Source organism: Mesorhizobium sp. M6A.T.Ce.TU.016.01.1.1 (assembly GCF_003997065.1).
GTDB classification, from domain to species: Bacteria; Pseudomonadota; Alphaproteobacteria; order Rhizobiales; family Rhizobiaceae; genus Mesorhizobium; species Mesorhizobium mediterraneum.
Map to the genome: position 1 here is coordinate 146,224 of NZ_RZTJ01000002.1, position 25,824 is coordinate 172,047.

The window sequence follows — 25,824 nt, forward strand, 5'->3', positions numbered from 1 at the left end:
TATCGATGTTCGAGTCTTTTTTCTTTCCTTTAGCGATCTCCCTCATCCGTCGCGAGATCTCCGGCCGTTACCGCGGCTCTGCGCTCGGGTTGTTGTGGTCGTTGCTCAATCCGCTGTTCATGTTGGCAGTCTACACCTTTGTTTTCGGTGTGGTGATGAAATCGCGCTGGACAAGCCCCGACCAGCAGAGCGCCACGCATTCGACCGGCGAGTTTGCGGTCATACTATTCTGCGGACTGATCGTTTTTCAGTTTTTTGCGGAGGTGATCTCACTGGCGCCCGGGCTGGTCGTGGCCAACGCCAACTATGTCAAGAAGATCGTGTTTCCAATCCAGATACTGCCGGTGGTTTCGGCGGGGGCGGCCCTGTTTCACGCGGCCGTCAGCCTTCTGGTATTACTCGTTTTCGCCTATACGGTCTTTGGCCGCGTCCCGCTGACGGCGGTTCTGGCGCCGGTGGTGTTCGCGCCACTGATTGTTCTCGTGCTCGGTATCGCCTGGATGTTGGCATCGATCGGCGTTTATTTTCGCGACATGAACCAGATTGTGGCGCCGTTGGTGACGGCGACATTGTTCCTGTCGCCGGTGTTCTTCCAGAGGACGTCGTTGCCGACCTGGCTACAACCCTGGCTTTCGCTCAACCCACTCGCGATCCCGGTCGAGAGTTTTCGCAACGTGGTTATCTTCGGCGTGCAGCCCGACTGGACAGCGCTTGGCTATTACTCGCTCGTGGCGATTGTGGTGGCCTTTCTCGGCTATCAATTTTTCCAGAAGACCCGCAGGGGCTTTGCCGATGTCCTCTGATGGGTCTGGCATCGAGGCTGGCGGCCGCGGCACGGACATTGCCATTCGCGTGCGCGATGTGTCGAAGCACTATGTGATGTTCGAGCGGCCCGAAGATCGTTTCAAGCAGATGGTCGTGCCGCGGCTTGAACGCTTGATGGGTCGCCCGCCGCGCCGCTACTACCGCGACTTCGCCGCTCTGTCTGGCATTTCATTCGAGGTCGGCCGCGGCGAGACAGTCGGTATCATCGGTCGCAACGGCTCCGGCAAGTCGACCCTGTTGCAGATCATCTGCGGCACGCTGCAGCCGACCAGCGGTTCAGTCGAGGTCAACGGCCGCGTCGCCGCACTGCTCGAACTTGGCGCCGGCTTTAATCCGGAGTTCACTGGTCGCGAGAACGTCTTCCTCAATGCTTCCATCCTTGGCGTGCCCCACAAGGAGATGGAGTGGCGCTTCGACGACATTGCACGCTTCGCCGACATCGGCCCCTTCATCGATCAGCCGGTGAGGACCTATTCTTCTGGCATGTATGTGCGGCTAGCTTTTGCCACCGCGATCAATGTCGACCCGGATATTCTGGTGGTGGACGAAGCGCTTGCCGTGGGCGACGAGGCGTTCCAGCGCAAATGCTTCACCCGCATCGAGCAGATCAAGGACAGGGGAGGCACCATCCTGTTCGTCAGCCACGGCGCATCGACGATCGTTCAATTGTGCACGCGAGCCATGCTAATTGATGTCGGCGAGAAGATATTCGAAGGGGCCCCGAAGGCGGTGGTCAACCAATACCAGCGACTGGTGAATGCGAGTACCCAGGCGGCCGGCGAGGTCCGCGCGGCCATTGTAGGAATGCCAGATCTGAATCCCACTCAAACGGGGATATTGGTTCAACAAACAACCCCGGCTGCCGATGGGGACGAGATAACCACGGATTCGTTGCCAAACTCTGGCCAAGAGGCTGGACCTTCGCTGCCTCGAATTCAAGATCAAGTTCAGATGGTCAAATATGCAGAGCACTTCGATCCGGCGCTTGTGTCGCAGTCAGTTATTCATCTGGAAGAACGAGGTGCCCGTATCCGTGATATCCGGATTCTCACATTCGCTGGAGAGCGTGTGAATACTCTACAGCTTGGAAAACGCTATGTATTTGAATACTTTGTAGATTTCTCGGCAGAAGCCAACAATGTTGGGTTTGGAATGTTCATCAAGTTGCTCAATGGTGTTGGCCTTGGCGGCGCCAATAGCAATCGTACACCCGGATCGCAGTTGAGGTCGGTATCGAAGACGACAACGCGCCACGTACGGTTCGAATTTGACTGTAGATTTCTCCCGGGAACCTATGTCGCAAATTGCGAGGTAACCGGCACAGTTGCAGGTGAAACCTACACGATGCATAGGGTTGTGGACGCCGAGCTTTTTCGCGTTTCGCCTGAGCCAGATCTGCTTGCAATAGGCTATCTCAACCTGGAGCCCATGCTCACGATTTCGTCTGAAGATGATGTTGCCGAAAGAGCTTAGAAAAATGCCGGGACGTCTTTTGATTGATTTGGCGCTTTCCCGCGATCGAAGTCATTTTGATAGAATCAAATCGAGAAAATAGAATAGTGAGAACTCTAGGTTTGATAATGATCGTGCGGGACGAGGCCGACGTCATTGAAAAGAATTTGAGATTTCATGCAAGTCAGGGATTTGATTACTTTGGGATAACCGACAATCTATCCACCGATGGAACTCGGGATATAATTGAGGACCTTTCAAAAGATATTCCAATGACGATTCTCTCCGAGGAGAACACCGACTATAGGCAGGATGTATGGGCGGGACGTTTGGCGGAATGCCTATCTCAAAGAGGGATAGATCTTGCGATAAGTCTGGATGCCGACGAGTTCATTTCAGGATTAGGATCAACCTTCAAGGAAATTGCAGATGAACTGCAATGCCCTTTGATGTGCCCAAGGCACAATATGTTGCCGCTGAAAGCTGAGCTTTCTGAATTTGCTAAGAACCCGCTCCTTGCTGCACGCCACAGGGTGGCTAGGCCACTTCCAACTCAATTGCCAATTATGCTTCGAAGGATGCCCGGAAAAATGCTCTTCCCTTTGCGGGGACTGCGTTCCATTGCTCGTGGGAATCACAGCATCGAACACGAAATTGGCGAACGTGCAGTCTCTGACAACGCTCTGATTCGCCATTTCCCTGTTCGCACATATGATCATTTCCTGGCGAAGCTCGAACAGGCAAGGGCAAGATTCCGGCAGGAGCGGGACGCGCATCCTAATACATCCTGGCATATCCGTCGCTGGCTGGCGCTCAAGGACGACGGCGCTATTGAGAACGAGTACACATCTTTTTTCGTGGATGACAACGATTTAAGCATGTATTTATCAGATGGGACAATTGTTGAAGATTCATTTTCAAGTATCTTGTGATGTCGGCAGAAGTGACACCATCTCGATTTTATTGATTTCTGTCCTCATTCTGTATTAATGCTGTCGTGTTTAATGCTTTGGCACACTTCGACCCTTCGTAGCGAACCGGTGCAAACCAGGCTGATCAAGGTCCAAGTTCGGCAGGATCCGGGATACAAAATCGCGCTTGCCGCAGATCATAAATCTTCACGGTGGGTGCCACGTATGCGTAGTCGCCGTACAATCTTGAGAACTGCGCCGCGACATGGCCGTCGAGACACCGAAACATGCCGGCCAGCACGTAGGTAAGTTGGGGTTGCTCGCTCAAATCTCCGCCGCGCAGATACCGTGTAAATCTCTGCGATACGAGATAGTCGACCGACGACAAATCTCGATAGTCCCGTGTCTCGGGTGCCGGCTCTCCCATTAAATAATCCGCAAAGAAACGGGTAATGCCCCGGGTTTCGAGAAAACGCATCGCTGCGAAGCGGGTATCATTTTCCCTGCTCATAGATCCGGTGTACTCGATGCTGGCATGAGAACTGGCGGCCATGGCCAGAAGCCCCAGGCCGGCGCTCATCCAATGCGACCTGGGCGCTATCGCTTTGGAGCAGGCAATGCCGGCCGCCAGAAGCAGATAGATTACCACGGGCAAAACATAACGCATGGAGCCTATGATCTTGAGCGGCGAGAGCTCGAGCATGAAAAGCCACGCAATGGCCGCGCCCGCGAAAGCGGCGACAGCCCTGTTGCGATCGCCAAGAATAGCGATGGCGATTGCTCCCAATGAGATGACGGTCGTCGGCACCGTGAGGCTGGGAATCAGGTGATAACGGAAGTGAGTCAGCCCGTAGCCCTCGAAAAACCACTCTTTCAGATCGTGCCCTTCTTCAACATGGTTTAGTTCAATAACGAAGCCTCGGAGTATGGTCGAAAGCCCGCTGCCGGTTTCGGTCAAAAGCGACGCGGCATAGACAGCCAGAACGGTCAGTGCGCCGACTGCGGCAACGATCGCGGCTTGTCTCCACTCCAGTTTGCAATATGTGATCGCCACAACGAACAGCACCAAACTGTTGGCGACTCCGACATACTTGGCCGTGATTGCGAGCCCCAATGCGAACCCGAAATAAAGAAGGTCGACGCTGTCGGTGCGCTCTCTCAGTCGCACAAGCGCGTGCAATCCCATGCAGATCGCGAAAATAAGAACTGCGTCTTCTTTGAAGTAGTGCGCGTGGATTGTGATGGCCGGTGACGCCGCAAAAACGCAACCCCACAGGAAAGCGTTGAGCTTGTCCGCATATCGTCGCAAGACGAGATAAAAGAGGACGCTCGCCGCGACGGAAGCAAATGCACAGACGGTCCGGCCAGCCAAGCGAAAATCCCGGTCATGCACGGCACCATCGAGCCATGCTGCAAACCGCGCCAATACGATCAGCAGTGGTGGATGGCGGTAATTGTCGGGTTGTCCAAAGGCAAATCCCACTTTGATGGCTTCGTCGGGATGGACACCGAACGGAAAGTCGATGTTGTGAAAAGCCAGCAATGCGGAGATTGCCGCAACTGCTAAGGTTGCGGACAAAAGCTCAAAGGAGACATAACATCCCGATGAGCCCGTCGCCTTGAGTCGCCATGCCGCGACGAATGCCATGCCCAACCTCTGATGCATCGTGCGGGTTTTGTGAATAAACCGGCCACCAGGCCAATCCCGATGCTGTTTGTAGACCACGGAGTTGACTTATCAATACCGCCCCGCTCGGCCACATAGACTAGGCTTCAAAAAAATCGCTGGCGATGACTGCGGCTCCGCAGTATGCGATACAGCCGGTGGCTGGTGATTGGCACGACAAGCCAACGTGATCGGCGGCGAATGAGCTTCGCCCGTATCACACTGGCAGCCAGTCCTCGATCCTGGAGTGTAGTGCCGCGCAATGAATTCATACTTAGAAGCCGTATTCGGACTTCGGCCGGACATGCGGCGTTTTTTTATCATGATCCAGGACGCCGTCATGGTTCTGGTCGCGGTCGCGCTTAGTCTAGTTCTGTCGCGTTCCAACCTTTCGTTCGAAGCGTTCTCCTATGCTGGCCTGACCACCTGGGCGTGCATCGTCGTTTCCAGCCATTTGCTGTTCAGATATTGCGGCCTCTACAACACGGTCTGGCGCTTCGCTTCGACGCCGGACTTTTTCAACATCCTGAAGAGCTGCGCGATTTTGACCGTCGCGCTCTATTGCGCCTCACTGTCGTTTCGTTTCTTCAAGCCGGTGACGGGCATCAACGAGCGCCAGTTCATCGTCTTCTTCCTCGTGTCCTTCACGATCATATCGGCGCCTCGGCTCTTCTACCGCTTTCTTCGTGACGGAGCGAGCTGGCGTATCCTGAACAGGGCCGCCGACAAGGGATTGACGAAGCAAGCCCTGTTCGTCGGCCGGCTCGGCGAGGCCGATCTGATCATTCGCTTTACGCGCACGGCGCAGCCTGGGGACTATTCCATCGCAGGGGTCATGGCGATCGAGAACGACGCGCCGTTGGGCACCCGGATTCAAGGGGTTCCGGTGGTTGCAGTCCGCCCCCGTTTGACGGAATTCCTGGAGGACTACACAAGGGGCACGAAAAGCCTCGACCTGCTGATTTTCGGAAATGGTGCCGGGCGGGAGATCGAGGAGTATTCGGAGCTGGTTCGTGTCGCCCGGCATAGTGGCATAGCCGTTGTGCAATTCTCGGGGTTTTCCGAACTGGGGCAGGGAGGAAAGCTGGTTCTCGATGCCGTCGAGATGGAAACGATCCTGCGCCGTCCAGCGGTGCCTTCCGACATCGAGCGTATCGGCACATTTGTCCGTGGCAAGCGCGTCCTGGTGACGGGCGGAGCCGGCTCCATCGGGCGAACTCTGGTCAGGCGGTCGCTGGAACTGGGCGCCGAGGCGGTTCTGGTCGCCGATCTCTCCGAGTTCGGCATTTTCCAGTTGAGCCAATATATCGACGAGAAAGACCACGATCGTCTCAAGGCCCGCATAGTCGATGTGGCGGACCGGCGGCAAATGACGCGTGTCATAAGCGAATTCAAACCCTGCATCATCTTTCATGCCGCCGCGCTCAAGCATGTCCCTCTGCTCGAGGAAAACTGGGATGCGGCGATCCAGACCAATGTTTTCGGAACGCTTGTCTGTGCAGAGGTAGCCGCCAAATGCGGGGTCCCGCAATTCGTGCTTGTCTCGAGTGACAAGGCGGTGGATCCGACATCTGTGCTTGGCATGACAAAACGAGCAGCCGAGCAGATCGTGAGCGCCTTGCATGAAAGCCATGCGGTCCAACCAAACGGGTATCAACCGGGGGGGCATCATTCCGGCACCAAGTTCATTGCCGTCCGGTTCGGCAACGTTTTTGGCAGCAATGGATCAGTGGCGACCATATTCCAGGCGCAGATCGAGGCTGGAGGGCCTGTCACCATTACGGATCGGCGCATGACGCGCTATTTCATGACGGTGGCCGAAGCCGTCGACCTCGTCATCATGTCGGCAGCCGATGCGGCGTCGCGACAGGGCAGGGACGACTATGCCGTCTATATGCTCGATATGGGCAAGCCGGTGTCCATAGTTGAAGTCGCCGAGACGATGATCCGCATGGCTGGAAAGAGCCCCTACACGGATATCCCAATCCGGTTCACCGGGATAAGGCCAGGCGAGAAACTTCATGAAACGCTTCACGGCGAAGATGAAGAAGTCGTTGAGCTCAGCACCTCCAAGGTTTTTGGCCTCAGGACGGATGTTGTCGACTGGCCGCGGGTCGAGACCGCGCTTACGGCGCTGCAGACAGCGATGAAGAGCCAGGACAAGGGCTCGGCGCTTGCCGTGCTGGAAGGGCTCCATCAAGCAGAAAGATCCCCGGGTGACGCACGTCGGCCAACAGGTCCGAAAAGAATTGGACATGCAGGATAGGACCCTTCGGGCGGTTGTGATTGGATGATGGGAAAAAATCCGATAGCCGTTCTCAGGCATTTGCAGATGACACCACAATCGTGAGCAAACAAGATCAGCGCGTTGCCATACTGATGGGCACGAAGGACGGCGCGGCTTTCATCGAAGAACAGCTCGGCTCTCTCCTCGCGCAGTCGCATTCCCCCGTCGATCTGTGGATTTCCGATGATGGTTCGACCGACGGCACGACCGCCCTCATCGGCGCCTGGAAACCCCGCTGGCACAAGGGTCGGCTGACCTTGGTGGACGGCCCCCGCCAGGGTTTCGCTGCCAATTTTCGATCAATGATCGTCGATCCGCGGATCGAGGCGGACTACTATGCCTTTTGCGATCAGGACGACATTTGGGAGCCGGACAGGTTGGAAAGCGCTGTCCGCTGGATGCGGACGCTGGACGCAAAAATACCGGCTATGTTCTGCTCCAGAACCGCAACCATGACCGAAACCGGAAGCGTGATCGGCTGCTCGCCGCTGTTCCAACGGCCGCCGTCCTTCCGCAACGCTCTCGTGCAAAGCATTGCCGGCGGCAACACCATCATGATCAACGGCGCGGCACGCGACCTGCTGGCCAAGGCGTCGTCAAAGACCCGATTTGTCAGTCACGATTGGTGGGCCTATCTAATCGTAGCCGCGGCTGGCGGCATCGTTCGGTATGATCCGCGGCCTCTGGTGCGCTACCGCCAGCACGGGGCAAATTTGGTCGGGGCCAACGTTTCGTGGAGGGCGAGATTTTCCCGGCTCGCACATCTGCTGAAAGGCGGATTTGCCAATTGGACGGATGAGAATCTCAGTGGTCTGGCCGCCAATCGTGATCTTCTCACGACAGACGCGGCTGCGTGCCTAGGCTTGTTCATCCTGGCGCGAAAGGGCAGTATCTTCAGTCGCCTGAGCTATCTGCGCCAAAGCGGCGTCTATCGGCAGACGCCTTTTGGAACCTTCGGCCTCTATTTGGCAATCATCTCCGGCCGGATTTAATCCATGTTCATGGGGGCAGCGAAGCAGACCTTCGACCTCGTGCTGGCGGCCCTGCTGCTGCTGATCACGTCGCCTGTCCTGTTGGTTGCCATCCTGGCTATTCGGCTATCGTCACCCGGGCCTGCAATCTTTTCCCAGACGAGGGTAGGCCGCAATGGCGGGCTTTTTCGCTGCCACAAGCTGAGAACGATGTATCTGGGGACGCCGTCATTGCCCTCGCACGAGGCGCCGGCAAATTCGGTTACGGTGGTCGGAAAGGTCTTGCGGCGATTCAAGCTTGATGAATTGCCGCAGCTCTGGAATGTCCTGAAGGGGGAAATGAGCCTGGTCGGGCCACGTCCATGCTTGCCCACGCAAACGGAGCTGATCGAGCGTCGCAAGCAGTTGGGCGTGTCATCCATGCTTCCGGGCATAACCGGCCTGGCTCAGATTCGAGGCATCGACATGTCGGCCCCGATGCTCTGTGCCGAAACCGATGCCGCTTATCTCGAGGCGGCGTCGTTCGGCCTCGATGTCAGGATTCTGCTTGGAACGATCTATCGGACCTGAGCAAGTCTGCTGCCCCGCGCTATTGCGGTCAGGCGCTCGATCGTATCGGTTTCCGGCAGCCAGCCCTCCGAAATGAGCAGGGACGGATCGCATATCTGCGTTGCGGTCAGGCTGTCCCAAAATTTGCGTTTTCCCAGCAACGATGCGACCGGCCGTATCAGTCCGGCAGGTGCCGCAACCAGGCGTTTCGGCCGTCCAAAGCCTTGTCGAAAGGCTTCGATGATGGCGGCGACCGGGATTGGCCGTATATCGCTGGCGATATAGACGGGGCGAAGCGGGATCGAATGGGTCAACAGGTGCAAAACCGCCCGGGACGCTGCCTCGGAGGATATGAGCGAACGGACACCCGCCAGGGCCGCTGCGGGCAGTGGCAAGGCGGTGTCGGCCAAGCGCATCAGTGTCGCCAGATTTCCCTTCATGCCAGATCCATAGACCGGCGGCAGGCGCAGCATGGCGGCATCGGAGCGGTCGGACGATGCATAAGCATCCAGAACCCTGATCTCGCCTTCGCGTTTCGAATGCCCATAGGCGCATTGCGGGGCAGGGATAGTCTCTTCGTCGAGCCTTCCGCTGAAGCCGGCACCGACCACAGCCCGGGTCGAAGACAGGTAGATAAAGCGACCGCTGGCCTGTGCAGCCGCGGCGCGCGCGAGCCGCCCGGTCAATTCGGCATTGGCTTTCAGGTAATCGGCTTCGGTTGGATTGCCACGATCGTTGTTCAAACCGGCGCAGTGGACGACATGCGTGACGTCTTTCGTGATCGTCGCAAAAGCCTCGGCAGGCGCGTCGAAATTCGGCAGCAGGAGGATGTCGTTTCCCGAACCGAGCTTTTCCGGGTGCCGGGAGGCGATCCGGATCTCGAACTGCGCGTCTCGGAGGTGTTGCACGACAAGGCGCCCGATGAACCCTGTGGCGCCAGTCACCAACACTTTCATTGCTGTCGCCGAATCTCTATGGGCCCGCCGGTGTCACCGGCAGCGTTCGTTCTTCCGCTATCGGAAGGGTGCGCCCCGATGCAAGATATGTCCCCGACACCAGGAATGCCATCAGCACCGAATCCAGAATATCATGACCGATCAGAATGCCCACCATTCCGCCTGTGAGATAGGTGATCACCACAATGACGATCATGGTGGCGCCGAACCGCTCGACCGGATCGGCACTGATGCGCAGCACTGTGGCGGCATTTTTGGCGGCAACGATAAAGATGGCCGCCAGCGCGACAGCTCCCACGATTCCTGCTTCCACCAGTGCGGTCAGAAAGCCGTTGTGGAAGTGGCTGAAGCCTTTGTCCATGCCGAACTGCTCTTGGAACCCCTGTTTCATCAACAGCGGCGTCGCGCCCACCCCATGTCCGAAAAGCGGCATTTCGCGAAATGCGTCGAGGCCAATTTGCCACATGGCAACGCGAAATCCCAAGGCGGTGCTGTAGTTGCCATGCGCCGTGAGCGCCTCCCAGTCGGAATGGAGGAACTCGGCTCGCTCCAATATTGTTTGGAATCCAAAGGCAGCGATCGCGAGGCCGGCCACGCCCAGCATCAACAACAGACGAAGGGCGTACTTGCCCCTGAGCTTCTGCCAATTGATCAGCAGAACGGCTATGCCTGCAATCAGCATCGCCAGCCAGATGATACGCGAACCGGAGTAGAGGATGGCAATTGTTCCGGCCAGCGCCGCACAGGCGAGAAGGCCCCTGGCCTTTTCGATGCCCGACAAAGCGCCAGCCATGCATACCAAAACACTAAGGCAGGTGACCGTTGCGAACACGATCGGATTTCCAGCACCACCTTCAACCCTCGGCATGCCGAGCCAATAGTACTGGATGGCCGTCAGCAGCAACGCGCCGAAGCAAGCGGCCGTGCTGCTCAGTATGATGACGCGGGCAAGGGTGATTTTGTGCGAAATGCTCCAGACCGAATATGAGAAGGGGAAAAACAGGAAGGTGATCAGCGGCACAAGATGCGTCGCATCCATCGCAATCGAGTTGTTGACGATGGAAGCAAGGACAACGGCGCCGCAAAATGCATAGATCGCGACGGTGAGGGCGGCCATGGGCCGATCGACATTGAAGCGCCGTCTCTTCAAGGCAACCAGCAAGCTCGACCACAGGCCGCCGCCATTGAATACAAAGCTAACCACCGATCCCAAAACGGGGGGAGAAAAGAAGCAAAGAATGGAAAAGTAGGTATTGATCCGCGAAGGTGTGAATTGTTGTTTTATCGATGAAAGCCGGTCCAAGGGAATGATTCGCATTCTTCGGGATCTTTTGAGATGAGGATTTAACTTGGCCGTGGCTGGTGCAATGATCTTCAAGATTCATGCACATGCGCTACGCGCGGTGGCTCATTCAGGAGCCGGTATAGCGGCTGATCATGGTTTTCGATAGTACGGCAGGGTCGGGCTGCCATCAAAATCGACAGTGCGGCTTAATCCACCACTCGTGATCCGCGAATATTTTTCTTGGGCCACTAGGTCCCTTAGCCCATTGAGCAGGAATTTCCGAGATCTGGCCCCAGCGTGGAAAATTCATTCCCGAACCACTCTAGGGCAGGCTTGTCTTGCATTGTTATAGACATTGGCGATCTGCTAGAACGCCTGCACGAAAAAACGAAAAAAACATTGTCCAGAAATGAAGCTTGAACCGGGTAGCTGAAAATTGCGCCTGATGCATCGATGCAAGGTCTGGATGGCACGAGAGAACGCTCACAGTCCATGAACATCGCGCTTACGCACCTTCAGCGGCTCGAGGCTGAATCCATCCATATCTTTCGCGAGGTTGCGGCGGCGTTCGCCAAGCCGGTCATGCTCTACTCCGTAGGCAAGGACTCCTCCGTGCTGATGCACCTTGCGATGAAGGCGTTTTATCCCGCCAAGCCGCCGTTTCCCTTTCTCCACGTCGACACGACCTGGAAATTCCGCGAAATGATCGCTTTCCGCGATCAGATGGCGCAAAAGCTCGGCTTCGATCTCCTGGTCCACGTCAACGAAGATGGTGTGCGCGACAAGATCAATCCCTTCGATCATGGCTCGAACACCCACACCCATGTGATGAAAACCGTGGCGCTGCGGCAGGCGCTCGACAAGTACGGCTTCGATGCAGCCTTTGGCGGTGCCCGTCGCGACGAGGAGAAGTCGCGCGCCAAGGAGCGGATCTTCTCCTTCCGCAACGCCCAGCACGTCTGGGATCCGAAGAATCAGCGGCCGGAGATGTGGAAGATATTCAACACCCGCATCGCGACCGGTGAATCGATCCGGGTCTTTCCATTGTCGAACTGGACCGAGCTCGATATCTGGCAGTACATTCTCCAGGAAGACATCCCGATCGTGCCGCTCTATTTCGCCAAGGAGCGGCCGGTCGTCGAACGTGACGGCATGCTCATTCTGAGGGATGACGACCGCATGGTATTGCGCCCCGGCGAGACAGTGGACAACCGGCTGGTGCGCTTCCGCACGCTTGGCTGCTATCCGCTGACCGGCGCGATCGAATCGGACGCCGATACGCTGGAGGCCATCGTCGGCGAAATGCTCACCGCGCGCACGTCAGAGCGCCAGGGCCGCTTGATCGACCGGGATGAAGCGGGCTCGATGGAAAAGAAGAAGCGCGAGGGGTACTTCTGAGCATGCGCCACATCATGGCCAAGAGCCTCGCCTCCACCGACGGCATTCGTGACTATCTTGCGGTGCAGGAACGAAAGTCGCTGCTGCGCTTCCTGACCTGCGGTTCCGTGGACGACGGCAAGTCGACGCTGATCGGGCGTCTGCTTTCGGACACCAAGCAGATTTTCGAGGACCAGCTTGCCGCGCTTGAGCGTGATTCGCGCAAGCACGGGACGACGGGCGACGACGTCGATTTCGCGCTGCTGGTCGATGGCCTAGAGGCGGAGCGCGAGCAGGGCATCACAATCGATGTCGCCTATCGCTTTTTCGCCACGCCGAAGCGCAAATTCATCGTCGCCGACACGCCCGGCCACGAACAATACACGCGCAACATGGCGACAGGCGCGTCGACCGCCGATCTGGCCATCGTGCTGATCGATGCCCGTCAAGGTGTGCTGCGCCAGACAAGGCGCCACTCGATCATCGCCTCGCTGCTGGGCATCCGGCACATCGTGCTCGCCGTCAACAAGATCGATCTCGTCGGCTTCGACAAGTCCGTCTTCGAACGAATCATCGAGGATTTCAGGCAATTTTCGCACAAGCTCGGCTTCGAGACGATCATGCCCATCCCGATGTCTGCCCGTTACGGCGACAACGTCTCCAGCCGCTCGGAAAAGACGAAGTGGTATTCCGGGCCGACGCTGATCGAACATCTGGAAACCGTGTCGGTCGATGAAGCCGTTGTCGAACTGCAGTTCCGTTTTCCGGTGCAGTATGTGAACCGCCCCAATCTCGATTTTCGCGGTTTTGCCGGCACGATTGCTTCCGGTTCCGTCTCAACAGGCGACGAGGTCGTTGTCGCCAAATCCGGCAAGTCCGCTCACGTCAGGCGCATCGTCTCGCATGGCGGCGATCTGAGCCAGGCGGTTGCCGGCCAGGCCATCACCCTAGTTCTCGACGACGAGGTCGAGGTCTCGCGCGGCAATATGCTGGTGTCGCCGGCGGCGCGGCCTCAGGTCGCCGACCAGTTCGCCGCCAACATCGTCTGGTTCGACGAGCATGCGCTGTTGCCGGGCCGCTCCTACATCCTGCGCACCGAGACCGATCAGACCAGTGCCACCGTCACCGACCTGAAATACCGCGTCAACGTCAACGACTTTGCCCATGAGGCGGCCAAGTCGCTCGAAATGAATGAGGTCGGCATCTGCAACATCTCGACGCGGGCGCCGATCGCTTTCGACACTTTCGCCGAGAACCGCACGACCGGCGCCTTCATCCTGATCGACCGCATCACCAACGCCACGGTCGGCGCCGGCATGATCCTGCATTCGCTGCGCCGCGCCGAAAACATTCACTGGCAATCGCTCGATGTCGGCAAGCACGGCCGCGCCGATCTGAAGAACCAACGGCCTGCCGTGTTCTGGTTCACCGGGCTCTCCGGCTCGGGCAAGTCGACCATCGCCAACCTCTTCGAGAAGAAGCTATTCGCCACCGGCCGCCACACCTACATCCTGGACGGCGATAATGTCCGCCACGGCCTCAATCGCGATCTTGGCTTCACCGACGCCGACCGCGTCGAAAACATTCGCCGCGTTGCGGAAGTGGCGCGCCTGATGGCCGATGCCGGGCTGATCGTCATCGTTTCCTTCATTTCGCCCTTCAGCGCCGAACGGCGCATGGCCAGGGAATTGATGGCCAACGGTGAATTCGTCGAGGTGTTTGTCGATACACCCTTTGAGGAATGCGCCAGACGCGATCCGAAGGGTCTCTATGCGCGGGCGTTGAATGGCGAAATCAAGAATTTCACCGGCGTCGATTCCCCGTATGAAGCTCCTGAAAACCCCGAAATCCATCTCGAGACACTCGGCAAGTCTGCCGAGGAGATGGTAGAGGCCCTGGAACTCTGGCTAAACGAGCGCGACATTGCCGAAAACCAATACGATAGCGGCGGCGGCATCTGACGACGAAGCGATGCTCGGCGTGTTCGAGCGCCTTGCCTTGGCGGCGGGGCGAGAGGTGATGCGGGTTTTCGATGCTGGTTGCGCGGTCGATCAGAAATCAGACAGCTCGCCGGTGACCGAGGCCGATCGCGAGAGCGAAAAGATCATCCTCGCCGGCTTGCGCGCCGCGTTCCCCGACATCCCTTGCGTGGCTGAGGAAGAGGCATCGGCCGGCATCGTGCCGCCCGACCTCGACGACGCCTTTTTTCTGGTGGATCCGCTCGACGGCACCAAGGAATTCGTCAACCGCAGGACCGACTTCACCGTCAACATCGCGCTCGTCCGCCACGGCGTGCCGGAGATCGGCGTGGTCTTTGCGCCATGCACCGGACGCTTTTTTTCCGGCCGGCCGGGCAGGGCGGAAGCAATCGAAGTCGATGGCGACTACCAGATCATCGGCCGTCGGCCGATTTCGGCCAGGACCGGTGTGGCGCCACTGACCATCGTCGCCAGCCGGTCCCACAACACGCCCGAGACCGAAGGCTATATCCGCACGGTAGGCGCTGCCGAGATCGTCTCGGTCGGCTCGTCGCTGAAATTCTGTCTTGTCGCCGGCGCCGAGGCCGACGTCTATCCACGCTTCGGCCGCACCATGGAATGGGATACCGCGGCCGGCGATGCGGTGCTGCGCGCCGCCGGCGGCATGACGCGCACGCTTGACGGCAAACCGCTGGCCTACGGCAAGCGCAATCAGAGCGATGACGAGGACTTCGCCAATCCGCATTTCATAGCCAGCGGCAAGGCAGTCGGGCCAATCTGACGATTATAACGTCGCTAGCCCTGCAGGGCGTGGATCGCCGTGCGAAGCATAAATCCGGCTGAAACCGCGCGTCACGATCCCCGCTTCGGTCGTGGCATCTGGCGCACAGAACTCTTCGACGAAACGATTTCGCCCAAAACATCGCCGCTCGAGTCAAAATACATGAACCGGCCGCCCCAAGAACAGGTTCTTCTTGGCTACGTTCGCATTCCGCCGCACACAAAACCTTATGCGGTTGCCATCACGTGTTGGCGTTTCTATATGTACGTCTACACATAGGAGAATTCGCTATGCCGCTCAACATTCGCAGTGAAGAGGTAAATATGCTTGCCGAAAAATTGGCGGCGCGCACGCGGTTGAACAAAACGGCTGCCGTGAAGCTGGCCCTGGAAAACGAACTGCGCCGTGTCGAGGAGGCGATCCCTCTGTGGGACCGGCTGAAGCCTTTGCGCGCGAAAATTGCGGCCTATCCGGACACCGGCCTTGCGGCAGACAGGGCGTTTTTCGATGACCTCAGCGGCGACTACTGATGTTCGTCGATGCGTCGGCAATCATCGCAATTATGACGGAAGAGCCTGAGGCCGAGGACCTTGCGGCGGCGCTCGATGCCGCGCGCTCGCCGCGGCCGATCACATCGGTCGTGGCTGCATGGGAAGCGACTGTTGGGCTGTTTCGCAAAAAGCGCATTCCCATGGCAGAAGCTGAAGCGCGAGTGCAGGAGTTCCTTGAAGCGGCTGGGGTCGAGGTTCTGGCGATTTCGAGCCGTGAGTTGACCGCCGCGCTGCAAGCCTTCGATCGCTATGGACGGCACCGCTATCCGGACGCTGAACGCAATAGTGCGCTCAATCTTGCCGATTGCTTCCATTATGCCACCGCGAAATCCTACCAGGCGCCGATCCTGACCATAGATGCGGGATTTGCGCTTACCGATGTCGCGACTGTGGGTGCCAAGACTTGAGATATCGGAAGGGGAGGGCGGCCTCCGCCATGCGCTGGCGCCGGGGAAGCGCGTCGTCGCAACTGACGCCTGTTGATGCCGCGATCGGCGTGCTGCTGGAAGGCATACCGGCTAGACTGTGATCGCGCGCGTGAAGCTCTACGCTGCGGCGACGTCCGCCGAATTCGAGCCGATATAGTTGCGGATCGTCTCGATGATCCGGTCCTGATCGGCTTCGCTCAGGTAAGGGTGCATCGGCAGGCAGAGAATCCGCTTTGGCAGCTCCTCCGAAACGGCAAGACCGGACGGCGTGCGCGGATAGTCGCGGTAGGCGATCTGGCTGTGCAGCGGCTTCACGTAATAGATGACCGAAGGAATACCCTTTTCGCCGAGATGCGCCTTGAGCCCGTCGCGCTTCGGCGTCTCGACGGCGTATTGCGCCCAGGCCGAACGGCCGCCGTCCAGGTTGCGCGCCGCCTTGAGGATGTCGCCGAGCCCTTCGGCGTAACGATTTGCAACCGCTTGCCGGGCAACCATCTCGTCTTCGAGAATGGCCAGCTTCTCGATCAGGATCGCCGCCTGCAACGTGTCGAGCCGCGAATTGATGCCGACGCGGACATTGTCATACTGGGTTTCGCCCTTGCCGTGGAAGGCGAACGAGCGGAGCTGTTCGGCCAGCGCATCGTCATTGGTGAACATCGCGCCCCCGTCACCATAGCAGCCGAGCGGCTTTGCCGGGTAGAAGCTGGTCGAGCCGACCGCGCCGAACGAACCGCACATCTTGCCGTCGATCGAGCCGCCCATCGACTGGGCAGCATCCTCGATAACCATCAGCCCTTCGCGGTTGGCGATCGCCATGATCGCCTCGTAGTCGGCGGCAAGCCCGAACAGGTCGACGGGAATGATCGCCCTTGGCTTCAGCCGGCCTTCCGCCTTGATCATGGCGATGGCAGCCTCGAGGCTGGCGATGTCGATGTTGTAGGTATTGGGATCGACATCGACGAAAACCGGCTCGGCCTTGGCCAGCGCCACCACTTCCGCCGTGGCGGCGAAGGTGAAGCTCGGCACGAACACCGCGTCGCCTGGGCCGATGCCGGCCGCAAACAGCGGCAACAGCAGCGCGTCGGTGCCGTTGGCGCAGGCGACGACATGCTTGGTGCCGATATAGGCGGCGAGCTTATTTTCGAATTCGGTGACCTCAGGTCCCAGAATATAGCGTCCCTCATCGACGACGCGGTCGATCGCCACTTTCAGCCTGTCGCGGATTCGTTCGCGCTGCGCGCCAAGATCGATGAACTGCATGTCGGCCTCAAAACGGTACTAGCCAGATAACCGGCCGCTGGTATCAGAGTTGCGCCAGCCGAGAAAGCTGCACGAACCAAACCGCGAATTGCTCAAGTGTCGCAGCCTGTTACCTCTGATTTCCGAGGTGCCCTTTGAAGATGCCGGAAATCCGGGCTTCATCAGGCATCATTTGGTTTTCATATTGCGTCGCGTCCGGCCGGCGAAACATAAAGTGATCGCCAAGCTGGGTGTATCGCCGTCCAATCAGGCGATTTCGTGCCGCCATGGCGGATTGGCGCCGGCTCGCGACACGGTAACTGCCGCAGCCTTGGCGCCGAGCGTCAGCGCCTTGTGGATGGCGTCTTCCGGCAGATTGGCGATCGCCTCCTTCGACAGCAGGCCTTGCTCGTGCAGCGAGGCCAGGATGCCGGCGTTGAACGTGTCGCCGGCGCCGACCGTATCGACCACCTCGACCTTGTCCGGCACGACCGTGACCTTGTGATCCCTGGTGTAGCCGGCAGCGCCTTCGCTGCCATGGGTGACGACGATCAGGGTCGGGCCGCGATCCAGCCAGTTGCGGACGACGTCTTCGTGCGAGCCGGCTTCGCCGAACCAGTTGAGGTCCTCATCCGACAGTTTCACGATGTCGGCCATCGCCATCATAGAGCGGATGCGCCGGAGATGCTTGGCCTTGTCAGGGATGAAATTGGGCCGAATGTTGGGGTCGAGCATCATGACGCGGCGCTTATGCTCGCGCCGCATGAATTCCTCGTAGGCCGATCCGGCCGGCTCCGAGATCAGGCTGATGGCGCCGAACAGCATGGCTTCGATCTCGCTGCCGAGTTTCGGCAGATCGTCGACGGTCAGCATGCGTCCGGCTGTGTTTTCATCGTAGAACGTGTAGGTCGCCTGGCCGTTGTCCAGCCGCACGAAGGCAAGCGTGGTCGGCCGGGGAGATGTGTGCGCATAGGTGGAACTGACCTTGCTCTCTCCCAGTGCGTCCCTGAACTGGCCGCCGAACAGGTCCGACGACAGGCCGGAAAAGAAACCGGCGGGTGCTCCCAGCCTGCCGAGCGCAATAGCGGTGTTGAACACCGCGCCGCCGACATAGGGGGCAAAGGCCGGCTCGCCCTCCGTCGTGGTACGCGGCAGCATGTCGATCAGGGCTTCGCCGCAACAGAGGATCATGATTTGCTGTTCTCCGGCGGATAGATCACACCCTTGCGGATGATGATGTTGGCGTAGAGCTACGGCTCGTTTGTCGCGACGATCGCGTGCGCGGATCTGACCCGTAGATAGAAGCCGGCGCCGGCAAGCGCAACCGCCTTGCAACCATTCCGACCAGCAAACTCAGGCACTCCTGGAAATCGTGGTCGAACCGATGAGGAAGCGCTCGGAAAGCGGCAGGCTGGCGCCGCCCAGGGCACGTGCATGAATACCGACAGTGCCCTCGCGAACGGCTGGGAGGTTCAGGCCTTCGCCGTCGATGTTGCCGATGGCTTCGACAACGGCATCGACGAGCCGGCGCCGCACGGCCTTCGGCATCCATCCGTCGATCACCGCTGCCTCGAAATCGATAACCGAGGATGCTGCCACGATGGCATAGGCGAGCGCTTGCGAGGCGCAGGCGATCCAGTCGTCAAGCTCGACGCCGATCTCGCCCCAATCCTCCGGTGACGTCCACAGATGCGAGGCCTCGACACCGCGCGCGTTGAGCGCCTTTTCCAGCATGGCGATCGACGCCACGTCGATCAGTTGGGTCGGCTTGCCGTCCGGTCCGGGCACCGGCATCGAACCCAGCGCGCCGGCATTGCCGGTCGGCCCGCCAAAAAGGTGACCGTTGAGCACGATGCCGCCGCCGGCGAAGGCGCCGATATAGAAATAGACGAAGTCGCGCGCCGCACCCGCCTTGCCGAACACCAGTTCGGCGCCGCAAGCCGAGGTGGCATCATTCTGCAGATAGACGGGGAATTCGCACTGCGCCTGGATATCGGCGCGGATGTCGCGGTGGCGCCATTCGTCCATGACGTCGCGCGGCGCACCTGCCGTATCGGCCCAGTTCCACAATTCGAACGGCATGGCGATACCGAGTCCGGCAATGCGCTTGTCCTGCGCCGGGGTGAGCTCGCCGCGCATCGTCTTCATGCCGGAGGTGACGAATTCGACCGTCTCGCGCGGTGCCGGATAGCGGTAGGAATGCTGCAGCATCGAGCGTACATTGCCGAGAAAGTCGATCAGCACGAGTTCGGCGCTGCGACGGCCGATCTTCAGGCCAATGAAATAGGCGCCATCGGGATTGAGCGCCATCGGAATGGAAGGTTGGCCGATCTTGCCGCGCAACGGCGCCTGGCGGACAAGGAGCTTGTCCACCTCGAGTTCGCGCATGATGACGGAAACCGTCTGGGCAGAAAGTCCGGTCATGCGCGCAATGTCGGACTTGGCCAGGCTGCCGTGCCGACGCACCAGAGACAGCACCAGCCGCTCATTGTGGTCTCGCATGCCGCTCTGGTTGGTGCCGCGATGAATGCGGCTTTCGGCTGCCTCGGGCGAACCGTGCCCCGTAATGCCGGTCTCCACCCTTGTTCCTCCCGTCGTTTCCCCTCAAAGCTTTTGGGGCCAGAATGAGTGAACGATGCAGCCCTGTCAATAATAAATAAGAGTGATTTAATTATTGACAGAAACCTCGACCTGGTGTTGTGTTGGGCTAGGCGTCCACGCCGGGAGAAGTCGTCTGGATGCTTGTGCGGATGCCGGTTGGCTGGCATCTGAAATGGTTCCACTGGGAGGAAAATCGTGACCAAGACAGCACTATTGAAGTCCACCGTTTTTGCCGCGGCCGGACTGGGTCTGATGGCGTTCACCTCGGCCGCGTCCGCTGCCGACGTCGGCGCCTGCCTGATCACCAAGACGGACACCAACCCGTTCTTCGTCAAGATGAAGGAAGGCGCGGCCGCCAAGGCCAAAGAGCTCGGCGTTGAGCTTAAAGCCTACGCAGGCAAGATCGACGGCGACAGCGAGAGCCAGGTGGCGGCGATCGAAAGCTGCATCGCCGACGGCGCCAAGGGCATCCTGATCACCGCGTCGGACACCAAGGGTATCGTCCCGGCGGTGAAGAAGGCACGTGACGCCGGTCTGCTCGTGATCGCGCTGGACACGCCGCTTGATCCGCTCGACGCCGCCGACGCGACTTTCGCGACCGACAATCTGGAGGCCGGCAAGCTGATCGGCGCGTGGGCCGCCGCGACGCTCGGCGACAAGGCGAAGGATGCCAAGATCGGCTTCCTCGACCTGACGCCCTCGCAACCGACGGTCGACGTCTTGCGCGACCAGGGCTTCATGATGGGCTACGGCATCGACGTGAAGGATCCCAACAAGATCGGCGATGAGGACGATGCACGCATCGTCGGCCACGATGTCACGAACGGCAACGAGGAAGGCGGCCGCAAGGCGATGGAGAACCTTCTCCAGAAGGATCCCGGCATCAATGTCATCCATACCATCAATGAGCCGGCAGCCGTCGGCGCCTACCAGGCGCTCAAGGCCGTGGGCCTCGAAGGCAACGTGCTGATCGTCTCGGTTGACGGCGGCTGTCCCGGCGTGAAGTCGGTCGCCGAGGGCGTGATCGGCGCGACCTCGCAGCAATATCCGCTCCAGATGGCGGCACTCGGCATCGAAGCGATCGCCGCTTTCGCCAAGGATGGGACGAAGCCCAAGCCGACCGAAGGCAAGGACTTCTTCGACACGGGCGTGAACCTCGTGACCGACAAGCCGGCGGAAGGCGTGAAGTCCATCGACACCAAGGAAGGCCTCGCCAAGTGCTGGGGCTGATGCCGGTCTGACAGGCAACAGAACCGATCGGCCGGGGGCTTGATCCCCGGTCGTTTCGGGCGGACGATGCGCTATCGCAAGCGCGAACAATTCCGGCGGCAGATCGGGAATGGTTGGACGGGCGTCGGCGTGGCTGAGGCCCCATGGGAGGAAACATGGCTCAGGTTCAGGAATTCGAAAAGGCTCTCTCGAACAGCGAGACAAGCGTTGCTGCTTTTGACGAGCACGGCACGTCGATCGTCAAGCGCATCCAGCATTTTTTGCATTCCACTCCGGCTGCGGTGCCGCTGATCGTGCTGGTTCTGTCGATCGCTGTCTTCGGCGTCACCATCGGAGGGCGGTTCTTTTCGTCCTACACGCTGACGCTGATCCTGCAGCAGATTGCCATCGTCGGTATTCTCGGAGCCGCGCAGACGCTGGTCATCCTTACAGCCGGCATCGACCTGTCAATCGGCGTGATCATGGTGATTTCGGCCGTGATCATGGGCAATTGCGCGGTCACCTATGGTCTGCCGACCTTGCTTGCGGTGGTGATCGGGCTTGCCGCCGGCGGGGCCTGCGGGCTGCTCAATGGGCTGCTGGTCGCCTACATGAAGCTGCCGCCCTTCATCGTCACGCTCGGCACCTGGAACATCGTCATGGCCACGAACTTCATCTATTCGGCCAATGAGACGATCCGCGACGCCGACGTCGACGTCCAGGCGCCGCTGCTCCATCTGTTTGGCCTGAACTTCAAGATCGGCACAGCGGTGCTGACAATCGGCGTCATTGCCATGGTCGTGCTGGTGCTGATCCTGTGGTACGTGCTCAATCACACGGCATGGGGCCGCCATGTGTACGCCGTCGGCGATGATCCGGAGGCGGCAAAACTGTCGGGCATCCAGACCAAGAAGGTGCTGATCTCGGTTTACACCCTTGCCGGGCTGATCGCCGCTTTCGCTGCCTGGGTCTCCATCGGCCGCAACGGCTCGATCTCGCCGTCCGCCGCCGTCACCGACTACAATCTGCAGGCGATCACCGCGACGGTGATCGGCGGCATTTCCCTCTTCGGCGGGCGCGGCTCGATCCTGGGCACGCTGTTCGGCGCGATGATCGTCGGCGTCGTTTCGATGGGCCTCAACATGCTGGGCGCCGATCCGCAATGGAAAGTGCTGCTTACCGGTGTGCTGATCATCGGCGCCGTGGCGATCGACCAGTGGATCAGAAAGGTTTCGGTGTAACCATGACCCAGGAGCCCATCCTTACCGCGCGCGGCCTCGTCAAGCGCTACGGCCGCGTCACCGCGCTGAACAACTGCGACTTCGATCTCTATCCGGGAGAAATCCTGGCCGTGATCGGCGACAACGGCGCAGGCAAGTCGACGCTGATCAAGGCGATCTCTGGCGCCGTGATTCCGGACGAGGGGACCATCGAGTTGGACGGCAAGCAGGTGCTCTTCAAGTCGCCCATCGAGGCCCGCGAGGCCGGCATCGAAACCGTCTACCAGAACCTGGCGCTATCGCCGGCGCTGTCGATCGCCGACAACATGTTCCTCGGTCGCGAGATCCGCAAACCGGGTTTTCTGGGCGACTGGCTGCGCATGCTCGACCGGCCGGCCATGGAAAAGCGCGCCCGCGACAAGCTCACCGAACTTGGCCTGATGACCATCCAGAACATCAGCCAGGCCGTGGAAACGCTCTCGGGTGGCCAACGCCAGGGCGTGGCGGTGGCGCGGGCCGCCGCCTTCGGCTCGAAGATGGTCATCATGGATGAGCCGACAGCGGCGTTAGGCGTCAAGGAGAGCCGCCGCGTGCTCGAACTGATCCTCGACGTGAAGAAGCGCGGCCTGCCGATCGTGCTGATCTCGCACAACATGCCGCATGTCTTCGAGGTGGCCGACCGCATTCACATCCATCGGCTTGGCCGTCGCCTCTGTGTCATCGATCCCAAGCAATATACGATGTCCGACGCCGTCGCCTTCATGACCGGAGCGAAGCTTCCGCCGGAGGCGGCGCTGGCGGCCTGATGCATGTCGCCCAAAAGTGCGTAGCGGTTTTGGGATAACGACATGCACGCATCGCGGAAGCCGCCCAAACGCGACGCGCTCCAAGTTGCTAAACTGCCGCAGGGTAAGCTGCCCCGCGGCAATCTAACTCGATTGAATGTATAACAAAATATGCGCTAGCATGGGCTGGGAGGAATGGTGAAAGCCAGTATGATCATGGCAACCGCACGAGAGGCGACATGACGCACGCGATGGCATCCAAAGCTCCCATTCTCGAAACCCCAGATCCCAAGACGCTCGCTGACGAAGTCCTGAAGGCCCTCAAATACAGGGTCGGCAAGGGCACCGCAGTCGCCACGCAATACGACTGGCTCACCGCCTCGATCAAAGTCGTGCGTGACCGCATCGTCGATCACTGGATGCAGGCGACGCAAGAGGCCTACGCCCAGCAGGAAAAGCGCGTCTACTATTTGTCGCTGGAATTCCTCATTGGCCGCCTGATGCGCGACGCCTTCTCCAACCTCGGCCTGATGGACAATATGCGCGAAGCGCTGCGGTCTCTCGGCGTCGACCTCGATCTCATCGCGGCCCTCGAGCCGGATGCAGCGCTTGGCAATGGCGGTCTCGGTCGGCTCGCCGCCTGCTTCATGGAAAGCATGGCAACCGTCGACATCCCCGCGCATGGCTATGGCATTCGCTATGCCAACGGCATGTTTCGTCAGGAAATCCACGATGGCTGGCAGGTCGAACTGCCCGAGACCTGGCTCGATCACGGCAACCCCTGGGAGTTCGAGCGGCGCGAACGCTCCTTCGAGGTCGGTTTCGGCGGCGCCGTGGAATCGATCACCTCGAAGGACGGCAGGCTTGAGCGCCACGTCTGGAAGCCGATCGAACATGTTCTGGCGGTTGCCTACGATACGCCGGTGGTCGGTTGGCGGGCCAACCGCGTCAACACGCTGCGGCTCTGGTCCGGCATGCCGATCGATCCGATCCTGCTCGACAAGTTCAACGCCGGCGACCACATTGGTGCGCTCGCCGAAAGCAACAAGGCCGATGCCTTGTCGCGCGTCCTTTACCCTGCCGATTCCCACAAGGCCGGTCAGGAGCTGCGGCTAAGACAAGAGTATTTCTTCTCGACCGCCTCGTTGCAGGACATCATCCAGCGCCATCTCAGCCAGTATGGCGACCTGCAGTCGCTGCCCGACAAGGCGGCGATCCATCTGAACGACACCCATCCGGCCATCGCCGTGCCCGAGCTGATGCGCCTGCTGATGGATGTCCACGGCATGGATTTCGACCAGGCCTGGAGCATCACCAAGCGCACCTTCGGCTATACCAACCACACGCTGCTTCCCGAAGCGCTCGAAAGCTGGCCGGTGCCGCTGTTCGAGCGGCTTTTGCCGCGCCATATGCAGATCGTCTACGCCATCAACGCCGAAGTGCTGTTGGAGGCGCGCGCCTCCGACCAGTTCTCGGATGAGCAGATCGGTCGCATCTCGCTGATCCAGGAAAACGGCGACCGCCGGGTGCGCATGGGCAATCTGGCCTTTGTCGGCTCGCACTCGATCAACGGCGTCTCTGCCCTTCACACCGAGCTGATGAAGGAAACGGTGTTTGCCGACCTTCACAAGCTCTACCCCGACCGCATCAACAACAAGACCAACGGCATCACGCCGCGGCGGTGGCTGATCCAATGCAATCCCGGTCTTACCGCGCTTACCCGCGAGGCGATCGGCGACCACTTCCTCGACGACATCGACGCGATCAAGGAGCTCGATGCCTTTGCCGACGACGCCGCCTTCCGTGACAAGTTCGCGGCCGTCAAGCGGGCGAACAAGGTCAGGCTGGCCAATCTCGTCGCCGACCGCCTCGGCATCAAGGTCGATCCCTCGGCGCTGTTCGACATCCAGATCAAGCGCATCCACGAATACAAGCGCCAGCTCCTGAACATCCTCGAAGCGATCGCGCTCTACGACCAGATCCGCTCCCATCCGGAGCGCGACTGGATGCCCCGCGTCAAGTTTTTCGGCGGCAAGGCGGCGCCCAGCTATCACAACGCCAAGCTGATCATCAAACTCGCCAACGACGTCGCCAAGGTCATCAATCGCGACCCGGCCGTTCGCGGCTTGCTGAAAGTGGTGTTTGTGCCGAACTACAATGTCAGCCTGGCCGAGATCATGATGCCGGCCGCCGACCTTTCGGAGCAGATATCGACCGCCGGCATGGAAGCCTCCGGCACCGGCAACATGAAATTCGCGCTGAACGGTGCGCTGACCATCGGCACGCTCGACGGTGCCAATGTCGAGATCAAGGAATGCGTCGGCGACGACAACATCTTCATTTTCGGCCTGACCACTGAGCAGGTCGCCGAGCGGCGCAGCAACGGCTACGATCCGCGATCCGTGATCGAAGCCTCTCCCGAACTGGCGCAGGCGGTGGCTGCCGTTTCGTCGGGCGTCTTTTCGCCTGACGATCCGGAACGCTATCGCGACCTGATGAACGGCCTCTATCAGAGCGACTGGTTCATGGTCGCAGCGGATTTCGATGCCTACGCCGCCACCCAGCGCGACGTCGACGCCGTCTGGCGCAACAGCCCGGATTGGCACGCCAAGGCAATCCGCAATGTCGCCCGCGTCGGCTGGTTCTCGTCCGACCGCACGATCCGCCAATATGCGAAAGAAATCTGGAACGTGCCCGTTTGATATGATTGCATGAGGCCACGAACAACGTGGTCCCCGGGGAGGGTCACTGC

21 protein-coding genes and 1 pseudogene are annotated in these 25,824 nt (G+C 59.6%); 15 read left to right on the forward strand and 7 right to left on the reverse strand.

The window, feature by feature from the left end:
* The first annotated feature begins 5 nt into the window (after nt 1–5).
* From EOC94_RS04085 to EOC94_RS04095, 3 genes are all read left to right on the forward strand, one after another.
* Nucleotides 6–803 (forward strand): ABC transporter permease, encoded by a 798-nt coding sequence (locus tag EOC94_RS04085; protein WP_127288707.1) that lies wholly within the window; start codon nt 6–8, stop codon nt 801–803.
* Complete coding sequence (locus EOC94_RS04090; protein WP_127288709.1) at nt 793–2,298, forward strand: ABC transporter ATP-binding protein; 1,506 nt, start codon at nt 793–795, stop codon at nt 2,296–2,298. The genes EOC94_RS04085 and EOC94_RS04090 overlap by 11 nt, the downstream gene beginning before the upstream one ends.
* Before the next feature lie 107 nt (nt 2,299–2,405).
* Nucleotides 2,406–3,209 (forward strand): glycosyltransferase family 2 protein, encoded by an 804-nt coding sequence (locus EOC94_RS04095; protein ID WP_127288711.1) that lies wholly within the window; start codon nt 2,406–2,408, stop codon nt 3,207–3,209.
* A 124-nt stretch (nt 3,210–3,333) separates the two neighbouring features.
* On the opposite strand, the gene EOC94_RS04100 is transcribed toward EOC94_RS04095, so the two are convergent.
* On the reverse strand, nt 3,334–4,836 hold the full coding sequence (locus EOC94_RS04100; RefSeq protein WP_185928155.1) for a glycosyltransferase family 39 protein: 1,503 nt from the start codon (nt 4,834–4,836) through the stop codon (nt 3,334–3,336).
* A 322-nt stretch (nt 4,837–5,158) separates the two neighbouring features.
* Between EOC94_RS04100 and EOC94_RS04105 the strand changes: the two genes are divergently transcribed.
* Genes EOC94_RS04105 through EOC94_RS04115 form a run of 3 tightly spaced genes read left to right on the forward strand, consistent with a single transcriptional unit; the run spans nt 5,159 to nt 8,682 of the window.
* Complete coding sequence (locus tag EOC94_RS04105; protein ID WP_127288715.1) at nt 5,159–7,120, forward strand: nucleoside-diphosphate sugar epimerase/dehydratase; 1,962 nt, start codon at nt 5,159–5,161, stop codon at nt 7,118–7,120.
* 20 nt (nt 7,121–7,140) lie between these two features.
* Nucleotides 7,141–8,133, forward strand: coding sequence for a glycosyltransferase family 2 protein (locus EOC94_RS04110; RefSeq protein ID WP_245465487.1), 993 nt, complete (start codon nt 7,141–7,143; stop codon nt 8,131–8,133).
* 9 nt (nt 8,134–8,142) lie between these two features.
* The gene (locus EOC94_RS04115) at nt 8,143–8,682 is read left to right on the forward strand and encodes a sugar transferase (RefSeq protein ID WP_127289185.1); all 540 of its coding nucleotides are present in this window, start codon (nt 8,143–8,145) and stop codon (nt 8,680–8,682) included.
* Here the strand turns inward: EOC94_RS04115 and EOC94_RS04120 are convergent.
* Entirely contained in the window at nt 8,670–9,617 is a 948-nt protein-coding gene (locus tag EOC94_RS04120) for an NAD-dependent epimerase/dehydratase family protein (RefSeq protein WP_127288717.1), read from the reverse strand. The genes EOC94_RS04115 and EOC94_RS04120 overlap by 13 nt on opposite strands.
* 16 nt (nt 9,618–9,633) lie before the next feature.
* Nucleotides 9,634–10,821 carry an O-antigen ligase gene (locus EOC94_RS04125; protein WP_127289187.1) on the reverse strand — a complete coding sequence of 396 codons (1,188 nt, stop codon included), beginning with the start codon at nt 10,819–10,821 and terminating at the stop codon, nt 9,634–9,636.
* 573 nt (nt 10,822–11,394) lie between these two features.
* Between EOC94_RS04125 and cysD the strand changes: the two genes are divergently transcribed.
* From cysD to EOC94_RS04150, 5 genes are all read left to right on the forward strand, one after another.
* Nucleotides 11,395–12,300, forward strand: coding sequence for a sulfate adenylyltransferase subunit CysD (gene cysD / locus EOC94_RS04130; RefSeq protein ID WP_095486105.1), 906 nt, complete (start codon nt 11,395–11,397; stop codon nt 12,298–12,300).
* A gap of 2 nt (nt 12,301–12,302) precedes the next feature.
* The gene (gene cysN, locus EOC94_RS04135; RefSeq protein ID WP_185928157.1) at nt 12,303–14,240 is read left to right on the forward strand and encodes a sulfate adenylyltransferase subunit CysN; all 1,938 of its coding nucleotides are present in this window, start codon (nt 12,303–12,305) and stop codon (nt 14,238–14,240) included.
* Between the two features lie 10 nt (nt 14,241–14,250).
* Nucleotides 14,251–15,039: a 3'(2'),5'-bisphosphate nucleotidase CysQ gene (cysQ, locus tag EOC94_RS04140; RefSeq protein WP_185928177.1), complete on the forward strand. Its 789-nt coding sequence runs from the start codon at nt 14,251–14,253 to the stop codon at nt 15,037–15,039.
* 290 nt (nt 15,040–15,329) lie between these two features.
* Nucleotides 15,330–15,569 carry a type II toxin-antitoxin system VapB family antitoxin gene (locus EOC94_RS04145; protein ID WP_127288723.1) on the forward strand — a complete coding sequence of 80 codons (240 nt, stop codon included), beginning with the start codon at nt 15,330–15,332 and terminating at the stop codon, nt 15,567–15,569.
* Complete coding sequence (locus tag EOC94_RS04150; RefSeq protein ID WP_127288725.1) at nt 15,569–15,997, forward strand: type II toxin-antitoxin system VapC family toxin; 429 nt, start codon at nt 15,569–15,571, stop codon at nt 15,995–15,997. The genes EOC94_RS04145 and EOC94_RS04150 overlap by 1 nt, the downstream gene beginning before the upstream one ends.
* A 138-nt stretch (nt 15,998–16,135) precedes the next feature.
* Here EOC94_RS04150 and EOC94_RS04155 read toward each other — a convergent pair whose 3' ends face one another.
* The 4 genes and pseudogenes from EOC94_RS04155 to EOC94_RS04170 all read right to left on the reverse strand — a co-directional run bounded on the left by EOC94_RS04155 (nt 16,136) and on the right by EOC94_RS04170 (nt 19,837).
* The gene (locus EOC94_RS04155) at nt 16,136–17,278 is read right to left on the reverse strand and encodes a DegT/DnrJ/EryC1/StrS aminotransferase family protein (protein ID WP_095486100.1); all 1,143 of its coding nucleotides are present in this window, start codon (nt 17,276–17,278) and stop codon (nt 16,136–16,138) included.
* Nucleotides 17,279–17,524: 246 nt separating this feature from the next.
* Entirely contained in the window at nt 17,525–18,448 is a 924-nt protein-coding gene (locus EOC94_RS04160) for a carbohydrate kinase (protein ID WP_095486099.1), read from the reverse strand.
* Nucleotides 18,445–18,594: pseudogene (locus EOC94_RS35215) on the reverse strand (RbsD/FucU domain-containing protein); the annotation flags it as partial. The gene EOC94_RS04160 and the pseudogene EOC94_RS35215, both read right to left, overlap by 4 nt.
* A 16-nt stretch (nt 18,595–18,610) precedes the next feature.
* A complete protein-coding gene (locus EOC94_RS04170) occupies nt 18,611–19,837 on the reverse strand; it encodes an ROK family transcriptional regulator (RefSeq protein WP_095486098.1) in 1,227 nt (408 codons plus the stop codon).
* Between the two features lie 234 nt (nt 19,838–20,071).
* Between EOC94_RS04170 and EOC94_RS04175 the strand changes: the two genes are divergently transcribed.
* The 4 genes from EOC94_RS04175 (at nt 20,072) to EOC94_RS04190 (ending at nt 25,774) form a co-directional block, all read left to right on the forward strand.
* Nucleotides 20,072–21,088 (forward strand): sugar ABC transporter substrate-binding protein, encoded by a 1,017-nt coding sequence (locus tag EOC94_RS04175; RefSeq protein WP_164547250.1) that lies wholly within the window; start codon nt 20,072–20,074, stop codon nt 21,086–21,088.
* A gap of 155 nt (nt 21,089–21,243) precedes the next feature.
* Nucleotides 21,244–22,308: an ABC transporter permease gene (locus EOC94_RS04180; RefSeq protein WP_095486216.1), complete on the forward strand. Its 1,065-nt coding sequence runs from the start codon at nt 21,244–21,246 to the stop codon at nt 22,306–22,308.
* Nucleotides 22,309–22,310: 2 nt separating this feature from the next.
* Nucleotides 22,311–23,093, forward strand: a complete 783-nt coding sequence (locus tag EOC94_RS04185; protein WP_127288727.1) for an ATP-binding cassette domain-containing protein — start codon at nt 22,311–22,313, stop codon at nt 23,091–23,093.
* A 218-nt stretch (nt 23,094–23,311) separates the two neighbouring features.
* On the forward strand, nt 23,312–25,774 hold the full coding sequence (locus EOC94_RS04190; RefSeq protein ID WP_127288729.1) for a glycogen/starch/alpha-glucan phosphorylase: 2,463 nt from the start codon (nt 23,312–23,314) through the stop codon (nt 25,772–25,774).
* The last annotated feature ends 50 nt before the right edge of the window (nt 25,775–25,824 follow it).